Source organism: Pedobacter rhizosphaerae, assembly GCF_900111155.1.
GTDB lineage: Bacteria > Bacteroidota > Bacteroidia > Sphingobacteriales > Sphingobacteriaceae > Pedobacter > Pedobacter rhizosphaerae.
In genome coordinates this window covers 163,255-179,483 of the sequence record NZ_FOGG01000004.1, presented here as the reverse complement: position 1 = coordinate 179,483, position 16,229 = coordinate 163,255, and the positions used below count along the sequence as shown (strand labels likewise).

The following is a 16,229-nucleotide window of genomic DNA, read 5'->3' as shown; positions in this document are numbered from 1 at the left end:
AGAAAGAATGCATAACTTTAGAGAATTAAAAGTTTGGAAGAGTGGGATTGAAGTATCCAAACTTATCTTTCAAATTACAAGAAGTTTTCCTGCTGAAGAACTATATTCATTAATTTCCCAGTTGATGAGATCTGCTATTTCAATCCCCTCTAATATTGCAGAAGGTTGTGGAAGAAAATCTGTCAAGGAATTCAATCAATTTCTTAGCATCAGTATGGGATCTGCGTTTGAGCTGGAAACCCAAATGATACTGGCATTTGAATTTGGTTATGTTGAAAAGCCAATATTAGACCAAGTGATTACCTTGCTTAACGAAATTCAAAAAATGATAAATGGACTTCAAAAAAGCTTAGGCATTTAGTCTTGATACTAAATACTAGGTACTAAATACTAGAAATGAAAATTACAGACCATATTAACAACGCAAAGGGCAAAACCCTATTCTCATTTGAACTGTTACCGCCAATAAAGGGGCAAAGTATCCAGTGGGTATATGATGCTATTGATCCATTATTGGAGTTTGAACCACCTTTTATTGATGTAACCTCGTTAAGGGAGGATTATATTTATAAAGAACAGGATAATGGCTTGTTACAAAAGGTATCTTACCGCAAACGTCCGGGTACGATTGCGATTTGTGCGGCAATTATTCACAAGTATAAAATAGATGCAGTTCCGCACTTAATTTGTGGGGGCTTTACCAAAGAGGAAACTGAAAATGCATTGATCGATCTTCAGTTTTTGGGAATTGATAATGTATTGGCTTTACGTGGCGATGCCCGACAGGCGGATGCCGCTTTTATTCCTACAAGGGGCGGACATGCTTATGCAACAGACCTGATTGAACACATTAAGAACCACAATGCCGGTAAATTCCTGCATGAAGATGTAGAGACTTTTAAAAGCGATTTCTGTATTGGTGTGGCGGGTTATCCGGAGAAACATTTTGAAGCACCCAACCTCAATGCCGACTTCAAATACTTAAAAAAGAAAGTAGATATGGGTGCTGAATTTATCGTTACCCAAATGTTCTTTGATAATCAGAAGTATTTCGACTTTGTAAAGAAATGCCGCGAAAACGATATTAACGTGCCGATTATTCCGGGATTAAAACCAATCAGCACGGCCAAGCAATTAATTGCCTTACCTAAAATATTCCATATCGATATTCCTGAAGATTTAAGCGATGCGGTAGAAAATAGTAAAACTGCAGCCGACATCAGGGAGGTAGGAACAGAGTTTATGATTAAACAGTGTAAAGAACTGATGGATTTTGGCGTTCCGGTCTTGCACTTTTATACCATGGGCAAGCCAGAGCAAACTAAACGCATTGCCAAAGCTATTTTCTAAAATTCATTTACTTCAGCCATGAATCCTCAGCTCCATCACGACAATCAGATTTTACAGGAAATCCTTCAGTTGGTACAACAACAGGGAATGGATTACCTGGATGATTTGCAAAACAGAGCTACGTCTACTGCTAAGGTGGTAGAAAAGGTAGATACTTTGCAGGAAGAGGGCTTGGGGACTATTGCTGCGCTACAGCAGTTTAATCAGCGTTTTGAACCGGTAATGGTAGGCTCATCGGGTCCACGTTACTGGGGTTTCGTTACTGGTGGTACCACGCCTGCAGCCATTGCCGGCGATTGGCTGGCTACAATTTACGATCAGAATACACAATCTGCCAAAGGTGCAGGAGATGTTTCAGGGCTTATTGAATTAGAAACCATCCAGCTTTTGTCATCCCTGTTTAATTTACCGAAGGATTTTTTCGGTGGGTTTGTAACCGGGGCTACCCTGTCTAACTTTACCTGCCTGGCTGTTGCCCGACAGTGGTTTGGAAAACAAAAAGACAAGGATTTTGCTAAAGACGGAATTTCAGAGAAAATTCATGTGCTCTCCGCTACGCCACATTCATCTTCCCTGAAATCTTTAGCCATGCTGGGCATTGGGAGTGCCAATGTGATTACAGTAGAAGTTGCTGAGGGTAATCGCGAAGCCCTTAATATTGTAGATCTGAAGAAAAAGATTGCCGAATTAAATGGCGAACCTTTTATACTGATTTCCAGCGCGGGTACTGTAAATACAGTAGATTTTGATGATTTCGAAGCGATTAACACGCTGCGGTCTGAATATAATTTCTGGTGGCATATTGATGCTGCTTTTGGCGGCTTTGCGGCCTGTTCTCCTCAATACAGCCATTTGGTAAAAGGTTGGGAAAATGCAGATAGCATTACTGTTGATTGTCATAAGTGGCTAAATGTACCTTATGAAAGCGCTGTCTTTTTTATTAAAGAACAACATCAGCTGTTACAAATGGAGAGCTTTCAAAATGCCAATGCTGCTTATTTAGGGAATCCGTTGGATAACTTCAGTTACCTTAATTTTTTACCCGAAAACTCCAGGCGTTTAAAAGCATTGCCAGCCTGGTTTACCCTGATGAGCTACGGTAAAAAGGGTTATCAGCAATTAATACAAGATTGTGTAGCGGTAACTTTATCTTTTGCCGATTTTATTGAGCAACATCCGGGCTTTAAACTTCTGGCTCCGGTTTGGTTAAATACTGTTTGCTTTACGCTTCAAAATGAAGAATTGGTAGCGCCATTTTTGCAGAAACTTAATGCTACGGGTAAGGTTTTTATGACCCCAACGCAATACAAAGGCAAAAAAGGCATTAGAGCTGCTTTCGTAAACTGGAGAACAACTACTGAAGATGTTGAGCTGGTTACAGCAGAAATGATCAAGGTGTTAGAATTGCTTTAAGATTTTCGTTTTTTATGCTCCCGCAGATTTAAAGAGATTTGGGTTAGGTTGTTTTCTTACCATATAAGTCATGTAAGTATATGGAAGCTTAAGGTGCAAATGCTTCGCTAAAAAGGAGATTAATTTATATTTTCTTATTTGGCTTATATGGTGAATATTTTGTTTGACTTTATTTAAAGTTAAATATGCTACGACTCTATTATAGGTCGTAGTGAGACACTACGACCAGAATTTGGATTCCCGCCTGCGCGGGAATGACGACCGTTCATACACAATCTGTCATCCTGAGGAACGAAGGATCTCTGGACGATGCAATACCTCCGTTAATTAATAGATTGAGGAAAATATATCAATTTATACTTTCTTATGTGGCTTATATTGTAAATATTTTTTTTGACTTTACTTAAAGTTAAATACGCTACGACTATATTATAGGTCGTAGTGAGACACTACCAATGCTATTAAGTTAAGCAAAATGGTGTCAGTCTGAGCTCGTCGAAGACCTTCTTAATAAGTCGAAAACTAAAATGAATTGCCCTTCGACAGGCTCAGGATTGACAATCCATTTTAGTTTTCTCCTTAAGTTAATAGCATTGGAGACACTACGACCAGAATTTGGATTCCCTCCTGCGTGGGAATGACGACCGTTCATACACACTCTGTCATCCTGAGGAACGAAGGATCTGCAACCGATGAAATACCTCCGTTAATTAATAGATTGAGGAAAATATATCAACTTATACTTCCTTATGTGGCTTATATAGTAAATATTTTTTGACTTTACTTAAAGTTAAATACGCTACGACTATATTCTAGGTCGTAGTGAGAGACACTACGACCAGATTTGAGTTGATCGGTGTTCATACACAATCTGTCATCCTAAGGAACGAAGGATCTGTTCCCGATGAAATACTACCGTTAATTAATAGAGTGAGGTAAGTATATCAACTTATACTTCCTTATGTGGCTTATATGGTAAATGTTTTTTGACTTTACTTAAAGTTAAATACGCTACGATTATATTATAGGTCGTAGTGAGACACTACGACCAGATTTGAGATTTGAGTTGATCGGTGTTTATACGCAATCTGTCATCCTGAGGAACGAAGGATCTCTGGACGATGAAATACCTCCGTTAATTAATAGATTGAGGAAAATATATCAATTTATACTTTCTTATGTGGCTTATATGGTAAATATTTTTTTTGACTTTACTTAAAGTTAAATACGCTACGACTATATTATAGGTCGTAGTGAGACACTACGACCAGATTTTGGACACTACGACCAGATTTTGGATTTCTTGGGATTTTATAATATTATTCTATCATTGCGGCAAAACAGGTGGATTAATCTTATTTACCTGCGTGCTTATCGATTTCAAAAATGCCTCTAACTGCTCTTGCTCCTTCAAACTAAGATTTAACTTACGTAGGATTGCAGACTTAGGTGTTTTAAGCGAATCTGGAACTTTTAAAGCTTTTTGTTGCACTACCGGATTTCCAAGGTTATAAAACTCAATTACATCTTTAATGGAAGGAAAATTCCCGTGATGCATCCATGGTCCTGTAATATTGGTCTCTCTCAGAGAAGGCGTTCTAAAAGCCCCTACATCCTTTAAATTTTTGGTCACGTTATATAAGCCGAGGTCTTCAAACTTAGTTCCCAGTAAAGCCTGTCCATCGTTATGAAATTTATTGTCGCTAAATAAGGGCGTATTATGGCAATTAATACATCTGGCTTTGGTACGAAAAAGGTGTAAGCCCATTACCTCATCGTCTTTTAGAATGGTTTTATTGCCTTTCATAAAAGCGTCAAAACGGCTGTGGTTGCTAATAATTCCTCTTTCAAATGTTGCAATCGCCTTTTGTATCCTTTCTAAGGTAACTTCGGCACTGCCATAAGCCTTTGTAAAGAGGGGTTTGTAACCATCAATTTTTTTAATGTTTTTAACCATCGCTTTAAGATCATGGTTCATTTCTACCCGATCCTGAACCGGAAAGCCCGATTGATGTTCTAAACTATTTGCTCGTCCATCCCAAAAGAGTTTATCGTAAAAGGCCGTATTCAAAATCGTCATCGCATTACGTTTTCCAATTTGACGGTCGTGGCCATAAGCTACCCTTTTGCCATCGCCCCAACCCAGTTCGGGGTCGTGACAGGAAGCGCAGGCAATTTGTCTGGAAACAGACATGCGGGGATCAAAGAATAATAATTTACCCAGTTTTTCTTTATCTGTCTGGTAAGGATTATTGGCAGGATAGACAGGTTTGTCGAGATAGCCAATATCTTTAAAACCCGGTTTTACCGATTCATCTAAATCTGGCTTAGGCCATTTACTGCTATCGCCACTGTAAATTTCACGCAACTGCGCGATGGTATAATCTTCATCCTGAAAAAAAGCAGAGCTTAAAATGAAGGTTGCCAGTATGGCACCAACCAGAAATATTCTCTTCATGCTACAAGGTTAAGGCTGTTGGACTCATTTTGTAATTAAATGTTCGGGTAGTGCCACCAATAGCGGCTTCGTTAAAGGTGATACTGAGATCGATTACTTTAGAAGTTTCATCATAAGTACCACTTCCGCTGATGCCGATTTTGAAGGTGCTTGCATCAGATTTCGTTAATACAATATCTTGTGTTTTTACCTTTACAATACCCGTTTTAGCTTTTTCATAGTCGGGAAAGAACTGTAAAACCTGATCGGCATTAATTTTCACCGTTCTGATATTTGTTGAGCCCGTTTGGGTACTGTAGAGTCTAACCATATCGAACATGGCTGTTCCGCTATCTGCTACGCCAGCATTTGTAAAACCGATAAAAGTTGGATCAGTAGCTGAAGTGGTAGAAAAATGGCTGCCAATTCTGTTGGTCCAGGTGTTAGTTGTAGGATCAAACCGATAAACAAACATCTGATAAAAGGCGATGTTTTGTTGGAATACAGCCATAGCAGAAGATGAGGCAGTAGCTAAAGGCACTTCGGGGTAAAGATCGGCTTTATCTGCGGGTTGCTCTTTCTTGCAGCCAGACAAGATGGTTAATGTTGCGATGATGAGGAGTAATTTTTTCATTGTCTGTAATAAACTTAGTAACCAGGATTTTGGATCAAACTTCTATTGGCCGTGATCGTATTAATAGGTAGCGGCATAACTAAACGGTAATCGGTGGCAGCAAGGTTTTTATTCTGAGAATCACCATCTACACGGGTAATATCTTTTTTACGGCGATTTAAATCATACAGTAAGTTGCCTTCAAAGGCCAGTTCTTTTCTACGTTCCAGTAATATGGCATCAACGAGGTCGGCTTTTGCGGTTATATTCAAGGCAGTTGCAGAAGGGTCTGCACGCAGGCGAATAACGTTCAAATCGGCATTGGCTTGCGTTAAATCTGGTGATGACTTTTCTGCCGCTGCTTCTGCCCTAATGAGGTATAATTCTGAAAGACGCAATAGTTTAACAGGCGTTTGTGCGGTACCACCAGATGCATACTTTTTAGTGAAAAAATAAGTCACATTATTGATGGCAATACTATTAAACATGGAAGCAGATCTTCTCACATCTGTAGCGCTATATAAGCCCATCAGATCATTTGTAGCCGCATACTGTCTGTAAGTGGTATTTGTAATGTCGTAATATGCGCCTAATCCATTGGCGGCAAAATTTGTTTCCAGGGCAATTTCAAAAATAGATTCGCTTGATGGTGTTTTTAGCGCCCAGTTACCCACATAATTGGCATTGGAAAGCAGGAAATATTTACCAGTTTTAATTACAGCATCGGCTAAATTGTAGGCATTGTCCCACTGGTTGGCATATAAGTAAACTTTGGCCAGTAATGCCTGGGCTGAAGTTTTAGTGAAAAAGTTTTGCTTGTTGGTGCCATTTAAAACCCCAACATCTGTATTGTCAAATGCAGCAATCGCTTCTGTTAAATCGGTAATAATGGTCTGGTAAGATTGTTGTATGGTCGATCTTACTGGTGCTGTATCTGAGAAAAGCTGTGGTTTTAAATTGATAACCACCCCCAGTTGATTGTTATCCGGACTAACGTTGTAAGCTTTAGAAAAAATACGCAACAGGTCAAAATGAACCAAGGCCCTCAGGCATTTTGCTTCTGCAATTATTTTGTTTTTTTCTGTTGCTGAACCTGCGGCTGCGGGCGCATATTTAATGATATTATTAATGTTGTTCAGCTCTCCGTATAAGCCTGAGTAGGTGCCGTTCATGGAAGATTCTGTAGCATTTTGTATGGCATTAAAAATATCGGTAAGTACCACGTTGGTAGTTTTACTGTATTTGATGTTACCCGCCACTAAATCTGGATACACCATGGTATTAAGCTGATAATGTTCGCTATTGAAAAGTGCTTTATAGGAACCTGCCAGAGCCGTTTTAGTTCCCGGAACATCAGCAAATAAATCTTCTAATGAAACCTGATCTGTGGGCTCCTTATCCAAAATCTTTTCGCAGGAACTGAATACAATTAGTAATAGGGATAGATATATTAATTTTTTCATATCAATAATTTTAAAGGGTAACCTTAACTCCGGCCGTTAAGGCCATGCTTTCCGGATAAACAAATCTTTTTTCGGCAATGCCATTTCTGCCTTTGGTACCTGCATCGTTGTACAAGTAGAAAAGGTTGGTAGCATTAGCAAATACCATCAGCCTTTTTAGGTGTAATTTCTGACTCAGTTTGTCGCTTAACTTATACGCCAGGTTTACATTAGAGAGCTTAAGGTAACTTACATCATAAACATAGCGGGAAGAGTTGGAAACAATGGTGCGGTTGATATTTAAACGGGGAATATCAGTAATGTCGCCAGGTTTTTGCCAACGGTCTACCAGGTTCACGCTTTGATTTCGATTTTGAAGGTTTCGTCCATCAGCCTCATCAGCCGGACTAAAAATCTGACTTGCGCCATAGCTATAGAGCACATTGAATGACAGCTCAAAGTTTTTGTAGCTAAAATTGTTAAATAAGCCACCTTGAAAATCCGGTAAACGTTCGCCAATTACCTGAACATTGTTTATGGGTAAGGCGTTAATCTCTGCCGCAGTTTTAATGCTGCCGTCGGGGCCGTAGAACATTTCTGCTCCGGTATCTGGGTTTACACCTGCCCATTGATAACCATAAATAGCAGAAGAGCTGTTGCCAACTTTAAAAGCATAAGCATTATCTCGGAAGCCATAGAGTGCTGCCGCTCCATTATTGTAGGCCAGTAAAGTATTTTTATTCGATCCAAAATTGTAGGCTAAATTCCAGGAGAAGTTATCTGATTTTATCACATTGGCATTGATGCTTAACTCGAAGCCCGAATTCCTCATTTTACTGGTATTTGCCGAAATCGTAGCAAATCCTGTTTCTAAGGGAACATCAACCGACGAGATTAAATCATTAATGGTATTGCTGTAATATTCTGCAGTTACCTGAATGCGGTCAAATAAGGAGAAGTCCAATCCGAAGTTTAACTGTAAATTCTTTTCCCAGCCTAAATCTGGATTGGGAGCTCCGGTTAGCAAAGGATAAGAAGCTACGTTGCCTGCATAGGTTGATCCGGTGCCTGTACCAAAATTGTATAATCCCCTCGCAGAGTAATTACCAATCCTGGAGTTTCCGGTACTTCCGAATGTTGTTCTAATTTTTAAGGAAGTAATGGTTTTATTGTCTTTAAGAAAAGGCTCGTTAGATATAATCCACGACGCTCCTGCAGATCCGTTTAAGGCCACTTGCTTATCTCCCCCAAATATGGAGGATTTATCGGCCCTTCCATTAAAATTCAGGTAATATTTCTTATCGTAATTATACTCTAATTGTGAGTAGTAGGAAACAGTTGCGTTTGAAGAATTAGAAGATGCGCTTGATTGTGCAGCTGCACCATCTAATACCCGCCGGCGGTCAAAGGTAAAACCACTACCCATACCACGAAGCAAGCTAATATCTTCATTCTGTAGTTCAGTACCCACCAAAAAGCCTATCTTATGTTTTTTAGCAAAGGTTTTATCATAGCTGGCTTTAATGAATCCGATATATCCGATACGGTTTCGATCATATATTCTCAGCCTTCCATTTACGTTTTCTCCACTGGCATTTAAGGCAGATTCGAATGTAGTTTGTTTAGTTTGGTATGAGTTTGCACCCAGCCTTCCATCAATACTAATCTCTTTGGTAAGTTGATAGCCGGCATAACCAATGGCCTGAAAGTCTAGCCCCTTGCTGTAATCGTCATTTTGTTCTAATACAGCCAAAGGATTGGGTACGCCCAAAAATTTAGCAAATGTTCCGTCTGCGTTGTAAGGAGCAATATTTGGTGGTAATGTTACCGCTCCATAATTAGAAAGTGAATTTTGTTTGGTATAGGTAGCATTGGCACTAAAGCCTATTTTAAGTTTATCAGACGCTTGGTGATCTGCCCTTAATCTGAAATAGATTTTTTGGAGGTCGTTGCCATAAGAGCTGGCTTGCTGGTTGCGATACCCAGAGCTAAAGAGAAAGGTTGTTTTCTCTGATCCACCATCTGCCTGAAAATCAAAGTTATGGTAAGTCGCATTTCTGTTGGTCAGATCAAACCAATCTACATTATTGGTTTTACTTCCTGCCAGTTGTGTAGCTTCTGTGGCAGAGCGGCCATCGTTTATATAAGCTTCGCGAAGTAAACTGTAATATTGCGGACCACTTAGCCATTTATATTGATTGATAAAGGAGGCAACCCCGGTATCATAGTTAAAATTGAAGCGGGTATTACCTGCCGTACCCGATTTTGTAGTAATGATGATTACGCCATTGGCAGCATTTGCACCATACAAGGCCGAGGCCGTGGCATCTTTTAAAATAGTAATCGTTTTAATATCTGCAGGATTGATGTTAGAAAGCGGATTAAGGTATTTCTCTGTATTGAAGACGCTGCTTTCGTTCCCCCGTTGTTGCTCGTATAAAGGTAATCCGTCTACTACAAAAAGTGGTTGTGAGGAGGTGGTTCTTGCTGAACTACTTAGATTGGGCAGAGAGCCTTGACCCCTTATATTAATTTTAACAGGTGTGTTGAGTTCTGTAGTCGTTTCTACCTGTACCCCCGCAACTAAACCTTCAAGCATTTTATCAAAACTTTCTATCGGTCGCTGAGTTTGTAGTCGTTCAGCACTTACCTGAGCAATACTTCCTACTACTTCCTCTCTCCGTTTTTCTCTGGTGTAAGAGCCGGTTACCACCACTTCTCCCATGGCCAAAGCATCGTTCTCCAGATTCACATTGATAAATACCTGTTTGCCCACCACTACTTCTTTAGGCTTCATCCCTACATAGCTAAATACCAAAACCGTTTTGTCGATATTTTCGGCGTTAATTTTATAGATGAATGCGCCATCTGCATTGGTTGTAGCTCCTTTTCCCGATCCTTTCAGTACAATGTTGACTCCCGGGATTGGAATTCCCGAATCGCTATCCTTAACCACACCCGTTATAGTGCGGGCAGGCAATGCTTTCTTTTTGGGCGCTTTACGTACCGATATGAATCGGCCGCTTATAGCAAATTCTAATCCCAGCTCGTTCGATAAGCCATCTAAAACCGCTTTTAAATTACTGTTGGAATTGGTATTTACTTTCTGGTTGCTGTTAATTTCATTCTGGTCATAATTGAAACTATAGCCACTCTGTTTTTCAATATCGGATAATACCTCAGCTAAAGATTTTTCTTTGATTCTGAGTACTACTCTTGTTTTTTCAGGCGATTTTATCTGTGCGAAGCCTTGAAGATGAGTGAAGAGGAGAAAGACAACAGGGAGTAAGAGATAATAAGGATAGGATTTATTCATTTTAGGGATTAAAAGGTGAACTGTGCTTTACTTTTAATGTTAGTTGAGGTAGGTGATGGGTTGATTTAGGTTTGCGTTGTAAACTGTTTTTTCATCGTTTGGATTTAAGGGTGATGGTTTGGTTTTGTTGTATAAATTTTAGGTTTTTGGCGAAGCAGATATTCTTAATTACGCTGATATAATCGGCCTTGTCGAATTGACCCGAATAGCTCCAGTTAACTACCTTCGATTCGTTAATCAATTCGATATTGTACATGCGCTTAAACTGCTTGGCAATCTCTTCAAACGGGGCATTGTGGAATACCAGAATACCATCCTTCCAGGCGGTAACTTCATCATGGTTAAAACTGCTTAGTGTTAAGCCCGTAGCGGAAGAATACGTGGCCATTTCTGCTGGTTTGAGGATTACTTTATCTGTTTCCCTGGCTTGCAACTCTATGCTTCCTTCTACCAGCGCTACTTTAACCAATTCCTCGTTGGTGTAGGCAGAAACATTAAATTTGGTTCCCAATACATGCGTTTGAGTACCTTTAGCGAATACCGTGAAAGGCCTGTTTTTATCTTTAGCCACTTCAAAAAAGGCTTCGCCCTGTAATTCTACATCGCGGTGATCGGTATTAAAGGCTTTTGGAAATTTTAAGCTGCTATTTGCATTAAGTGTAACCTTAGTGCCATCGCTGAGCCATAGCCGGGAGATTTTACCAAAACCATTTTGCTTCACGATATAGGCAGTTGAATGGAGTCTGTCCTGGCCCTGGTAGTAAAAAAATAATCCCGTAAGTAAGCAGACAACGAATATCGAAAGCGCTAAAACCAGTTTGGTACCCTTAAAGCTTCTGCGTTGAGGTTGGATAGGATTGTTCCAGGCCGATTCGGACTTTAAAAAAGATTCAAATCGTTCAAATTCCTGATCAAATTCTTCTTCAGGTAAACGAATATTCAATTTAGACAAGAGCTGTTCGGCGTTGAATATTTCATCCATTTTCTCGGGGTGCCGGCTAATCCAGTCTTCCCAATATTGGATGGCAGCATCATCTGTCCTCAGGTAGTAGGCGATAAATGACTCATTTGAGGCAAAATCTTCAGCTTGATAAAGATTGTAATTCACGGTAGATAATTTAAAAAGAGGTAAATGTTTTTCTCGGTTTAGGTTATAGAGAAATAAACCGATTATTTTTACCAGATTTTTTTAAATTATTTTTTTAAAATGAGTAATAAGCAGGAATATTTCCAGAATTGGGGGGTAAGAAGGATTAATCTTTTAGATTTTCTCTTAAACTGCAAATGGCCGTATACACATGGTTATAAACAGTACGGGCTTTAAGGTCAAGCTGTAGGGCTATGGCTTCATAGGTTAAACCTTCATAAAATTTGAGCGAGATAATTTCACGCTGCATGTTGGTAAGCCGGTTTACTGCATGCCAGATTTTTAACTTCTGCTCTTCCAATTGCTGTGAGGCAATGAGCAATTGCTCATAATCATACTCTCTTAATTGCAGAATTTCCTTTTGATCTTCTATGCGCTCTGTATTCAATTCCTGCTTAATTTCCTTAAGGATTCTATTGCGCACGCAGGTTCTGAGGTAGGCTTGTATGTAATCTACTTGTCCGATTTGTTTTCTATTCGACCAAATTTCACAAAATATCTCATGAACACAATCTTTCACCCTGTCTCTATCGGGCAATAACCTGAAACCAAATGCATAAAGCTCTTGATAGCAATCCTGATAAAGGATTTTCATTGCCTCAGCGTCGCCATTGCGGATTTTGTTCCAGAGTTCTGTTTTCATGATTTGACTACAAAGATAAGTAGGAAATTTTGTTATTTAGAATTTTTCTTAATTAAGGCTTAATGTTTTGATATGAAACGGGTTATAAGTATGATTTTTGTCTGTTTTATGCAATTAAAATGTATTGGAAGGAACCATTTTATATATCAACTGTTATATTTGCAACGATGAAGTTCAAAGGTTTAAAATATCTGTTCATGATCTGCTTAATGGCTGTTTTGCTATTTAAGGTAGGTGGTGTTGCTGTATATTTAAACCACTTCAATCCGGAAAGTACCTATTTATCGGTACAAGAAGATGCTACAGAGAAGGAAGAGAAAAAGGTAGAAACAGAATACTTCGATCATCAGTTTATGGCTTTTGAAAGCCTGAACACGGAAGTGGTATCCTTAAATAAGCCAGCGCTTCCTACGCATTTCTTTATCTTGTCTTATTTCCCTGAGGTATTAACACCTCCTCCTTTATTTGGATAAAATCCCTATAAATTTTTAATTATTCTACAGCCATCGGTTCGATGGGCTATTTACCATTTATATTAATCTTATTAAATATGAAACGAGCAATTTCATTCTCTTTTGCAGCATTTTTAGTAGCTGCATCATTACAAATCCATGCACAGGAAGTGGCACAAACGAATGTTAAACCCTTAAATAATTCTATTTCAGTAGTTTCTCAATTGCAGCCAGTAAGCTTTAGTTATGATAAAAACTGGGCAGAAAAATTGAAACTTTCTGCTGCCCCACAATTTGGTTTTGTGGCTGCCGATGTTCAGAAGGTACTACCTGAATTGGTTAATCAAAATGCGAAAAGCTATTCGGTAGGTAAGAATGCATTGAGAACTGCAACTGTACCTACGGTAGATTACGAGCGCTTAATTCCGCTGTTGGTAGGAAGTATAAAAGAACAGCAAGAGCAGATTGAGGCGCTGAAAAGAGAAATCAGTACTTTGAAAAGCAGATCTGCTAAATAATAACAACAAATAGTTTTAGTTCCTGGTTGGCCAACCAGTTTTTAAGGATGTTTAAAAAATCTTAAGCAATTGCTTTAAGTTTTTAAGCATCCTTTCTTTTTTATATTATTTCGTAACCTACAGACCAATAGTTCTAGATTTATAATGCAAAGGTGGCTGTAATGCATTAATAAGATTAATGAGGTCCTTCGGCAACTTGTTTTGATTTTACATAGGGAAGCTACTATATTGATGTTGTTTTGTAACTATCTATTAATAAGTGGTTTAGCTTGACGTGTGTTTCCGTCTTTTCTAGTTGTAGCGTCTCCAATGCTATTAACTTAAGGGGAAAACTAAAATGGATTGTCATCCTTGAGCCTGTCGATGGATTTATTTAAAGCATTTCGACAAGCTCAATGTGACAACTTTGAAAGAGATTAATATTCTCCTTATTTACTCAACAAGTAATCCTTAAATCCCTGGAAATCTACTCCCAGTTTATCGGCATGCTTAGGTTTGTTTTCTAAGGCTTTTACCTGTGTTGGGATATTGATTTCATTCGCCATATCCTTAGGGAAAATATCAGGGAATTTACATGGGTGTGCAGTTGATAAAAATACGGCAGCACTCTCATCTTTAGGGTTATCCTTACGGTATTGCTCAATAGCCAAATAGGCAATCGCAGTATGCGGACAGGCAATGTAATCGAATTTCTTGTAAATTTCTTTAATACCAGATAGTGTTTCTTCGTCATCAAAACGGTAACCCACTACTTTTTCTTTTAGCGTGGCTAAATCCTGGTTAAATAAATCCATGATGCGTACCCAGTTGCTTGGTGCGCCAACATCCATAGCATTGGCATAGGTTTGTACAGAGGGTTTGGTTTCATAAACACCGTTTTCTAAGTAACGTGGTACAGTGTCGTTCACATTGGTGGCCGCAATGAATTGTTTTACTGGTAAGCCCATTTTGTAGGCTAATAAACCAGCACCAATATTACCGAAATTACCGCTGGGAACAGAGAAAATCACTTCGTTTAATCCCTGTCTTTTTAACTGAGCATAGGTATTAAAGTAATAAAAGGTTTGTGGGATTAGACGCGAGATATTGATCGAGTTAGCAGAGGTTAAACGGAAGGTTTTATTCAATTCTTCATCTGCGAAAGCCTGTTTAACCAGGGCCTGACAATCATCAAAAGTACCTTTAACTTCAATGGCTCTGATATTGGCTCCATTGGTGGTTAACTGTAGTTCTTGTATCGGACTTACTTTTCCTTCAGGATAAAGGATGGTTACTCTGGTGTTAGGTACGCCCAGGAAGCCTAAGGCAACTGCTCCGCCGGTATCGCCAGAGGTAGCTACCAGTACGTCTAATAGTTGTTCGCCATCTTTAAGAAAATAGGCCATCACACGGCTCATAAAGCGGGCACCAAAATCTTTAAATGCTAAAGATGGACCATGGAACAGTTCCAATACAAACGTTTTTTCATCGAGTTTTACCGCCGGTGCATTAAAATTGATGGCCTCTTCTACTAAAGCTTTTAGATCATCGGCAGGAATCTCATCCTTTAATAGGGTAGATGCTACCTGGTAAGCAATATCAGAAAGTGAATAGCGATCTATATTTTCAATGAAATCGGCATCTAACTGAGGAATTTCAACTGGCATGTATAATCCTTTATCTTGAGGCATGCTGTTAAATACGGCTTCTTTAAAAGAAACACGCAGGTCTTTATTGTTGGTTGAGTATAATTTCATGTGGAGGTTTAGAGTTTAGGGCTTAAGGTTTAGGGCTTAAGGCTTAGATTTTAAGGTTTTTAGCTTCTACCTTTTACCTTACGCCTTTTACCTGTTGAGGGTTTTCACCTTCTACCTTACGGCCTTTTACCTTATTTAATTTCTCTTGGTCCCTCGGCATTTACCGATGATACAAAAGCTTTGCTGTTAATATTTAATTTATTTAAATGCTGTTGTTGGGCTTTGGTGATCTTTTTAGCGGTTGCTTCATCCTTTGCCAGGGCAAAAACAGAAGGGCCCGATCCTGAAATACCGAATCCAATAGCGCCATTTTCCATCGCTAAACTGCGCATTTCTTCAAAACCAGGGATGAGGATAGAGCGGGTAGGTTCTACCAAAACATCCTTCATACTTCTGCCAATAAGATCGAAATCTTTCATGAATAATCCACTAACCAAACCAGCAACATTCCCCCATTGGGTTACGGCATCTTTCAGAAATACCTTGCTACGGATCATTTGGCGGGCGTCTTTTGTCGGTACATCTACCTCCGGGTAAACTATGGCTGCATACATGCCTTCTGGTGTAGGTAAGGAAATCACATCCAATGGATCATAGCTTCTAACCAGCACAAAACCACCCATTATTGCAGGGGCAACATTGTCTGCATGGCCATAACCACAAGCCAATTCTTCGCCTTTCATAGCAAAAGGAACGAGCTCTTTAGCCGTTAATAAATCGCCCATCAATTTGTTAATGGCAAATAAACCAGCAACCGTACTGGCAGAGCTTGAACCTAAACCGCTACCAATAGGCATTTTTTTATGAAGCTCGATTTCTACACCAACATCAAGGCGGTTAATATGTTGTAAATAGTGTTGTACACTTGCACTTACTGTATTTTTAGCTGCATCTAAAGGCAATTTGCCATCATCACCAGTAATTCTTTTAATAGTAACTCCCGGCGTATCGGTAATGCGCATTTCCACCTCGTCGCCTGGTTCATTTACAGCAAAACCAAGTACATCAAAGCCACAAACCACGTTGGCAACAGTTGCAGGAGCAAAAACTTTTATATAATCTTTCATTTATCTAGTATCAAGTATTGAGTATCGAGTATCAAGTAGTGAGAATTAAGTATTGAGTATCAAGTATCGAGATGCGAGTCTCATGACAAAGCTTT

Annotated in this window: 13 protein-coding genes; 5 read left to right on the top strand and 8 right to left on the bottom strand. The window is 39.2% G+C overall.

Annotated features, from left to right (window positions below; genetic code table 11):
* Nucleotides 1-7 precede the first annotated feature (7 nt).
* Genes BMX11_RS04670 through BMX11_RS04660 form a run of 3 tightly spaced genes read left to right on the top strand, consistent with a single transcriptional unit; the run spans nt 8 to nt 2,763 of the window.
* Nucleotides 8-361: a four helix bundle protein gene (locus tag BMX11_RS04670; RefSeq protein WP_090881946.1), complete on the top strand. Its 354-nt coding sequence runs from the start codon at nt 8-10 to the stop codon at nt 359-361.
* Between the two features lie 35 nt (nt 362-396).
* Nucleotides 397-1,350 carry a methylenetetrahydrofolate reductase [NAD(P)H] gene (gene metF, locus BMX11_RS04665; protein WP_090881944.1) on the top strand — a complete coding sequence of 318 codons (954 nt, stop codon included), beginning with the start codon at nt 397-399 and terminating at the stop codon, nt 1,348-1,350.
* Between the two features lie 18 nt (nt 1,351-1,368).
* Nucleotides 1,369-2,763 carry a pyridoxal phosphate-dependent decarboxylase family protein gene (locus BMX11_RS04660; RefSeq protein ID WP_090881942.1) on the top strand — a complete coding sequence of 465 codons (1,395 nt, stop codon included), beginning with the start codon at nt 1,369-1,371 and terminating at the stop codon, nt 2,761-2,763.
* Between the two features lie 1,327 nt (nt 2,764-4,090).
* On the opposite strand, the gene BMX11_RS04655 is transcribed toward BMX11_RS04660, so the two are convergent.
* The 6 genes from BMX11_RS04655 to BMX11_RS04630 form a co-directional block, all read right to left on the bottom strand.
* The gene (locus tag BMX11_RS04655) at nt 4,091-5,221 is read right to left on the bottom strand and encodes a cytochrome-c peroxidase (protein WP_090881940.1); all 1,131 of its coding nucleotides are present in this window, start codon (nt 5,219-5,221) and stop codon (nt 4,091-4,093) included.
* A 1-nt stretch (nt 5,222) separates the two neighbouring features.
* Entirely contained in the window at nt 5,223-5,834 is a 612-nt protein-coding gene (locus BMX11_RS04650) for a restriction endonuclease subunit S domain-containing protein (protein WP_090881938.1), read from the bottom strand.
* Between the two features lie 14 nt (nt 5,835-5,848).
* Nucleotides 5,849-7,276, bottom strand: a complete 1,428-nt coding sequence (locus BMX11_RS04645; RefSeq protein ID WP_090881936.1) for a RagB/SusD family nutrient uptake outer membrane protein — start codon at nt 7,274-7,276, stop codon at nt 5,849-5,851.
* A 10-nt stretch (nt 7,277-7,286) separates the two neighbouring features.
* Nucleotides 7,287-10,571 (bottom strand): SusC/RagA family TonB-linked outer membrane protein, encoded by a 3,285-nt coding sequence (locus BMX11_RS04640; RefSeq protein ID WP_090881934.1) that lies wholly within the window; start codon nt 10,569-10,571, stop codon nt 7,287-7,289.
* Nucleotides 10,572-10,662: 91 nt separating this feature from the next.
* A complete protein-coding gene (locus BMX11_RS04635; protein WP_090881932.1) occupies nt 10,663-11,679 on the bottom strand; it encodes a FecR family protein in 1,017 nt (338 codons plus the stop codon).
* A gap of 145 nt (nt 11,680-11,824) precedes the next feature.
* On the bottom strand, nt 11,825-12,361 hold the full coding sequence (locus BMX11_RS04630; protein WP_090881930.1) for an RNA polymerase sigma factor: 537 nt from the start codon (nt 12,359-12,361) through the stop codon (nt 11,825-11,827).
* A 167-nt stretch (nt 12,362-12,528) separates the two neighbouring features.
* On the opposite strand from BMX11_RS04630, the gene BMX11_RS04625 reads away from it, so the two are divergent.
* Both BMX11_RS04625 and BMX11_RS04620 read left to right on the top strand, forming a co-directional pair.
* Nucleotides 12,529-12,834, top strand: a complete 306-nt coding sequence (locus tag BMX11_RS04625) for a hypothetical protein (protein WP_090881928.1) — start codon at nt 12,529-12,531, stop codon at nt 12,832-12,834.
* 77 nt (nt 12,835-12,911) lie between these two features.
* On the top strand, nt 12,912-13,331 hold the full coding sequence (locus tag BMX11_RS04620; RefSeq protein ID WP_175474468.1) for a tail fiber domain-containing protein: 420 nt from the start codon (nt 12,912-12,914) through the stop codon (nt 13,329-13,331).
* A gap of 428 nt (nt 13,332-13,759) precedes the next feature.
* Here BMX11_RS04620 and thrC read toward each other — a convergent pair whose 3' ends face one another.
* Entirely contained in the window at nt 13,760-15,067 is a 1,308-nt protein-coding gene (gene thrC, locus BMX11_RS04615; RefSeq protein ID WP_090881924.1) for a threonine synthase, read from the bottom strand.
* 131 nt (nt 15,068-15,198) lie between these two features.
* A complete protein-coding gene (locus BMX11_RS04610; RefSeq protein ID WP_090881922.1) occupies nt 15,199-16,134 on the bottom strand; it encodes a homoserine kinase in 936 nt (311 codons plus the stop codon).
* Nucleotides 16,135-16,229 lie beyond the last annotated feature (95 nt).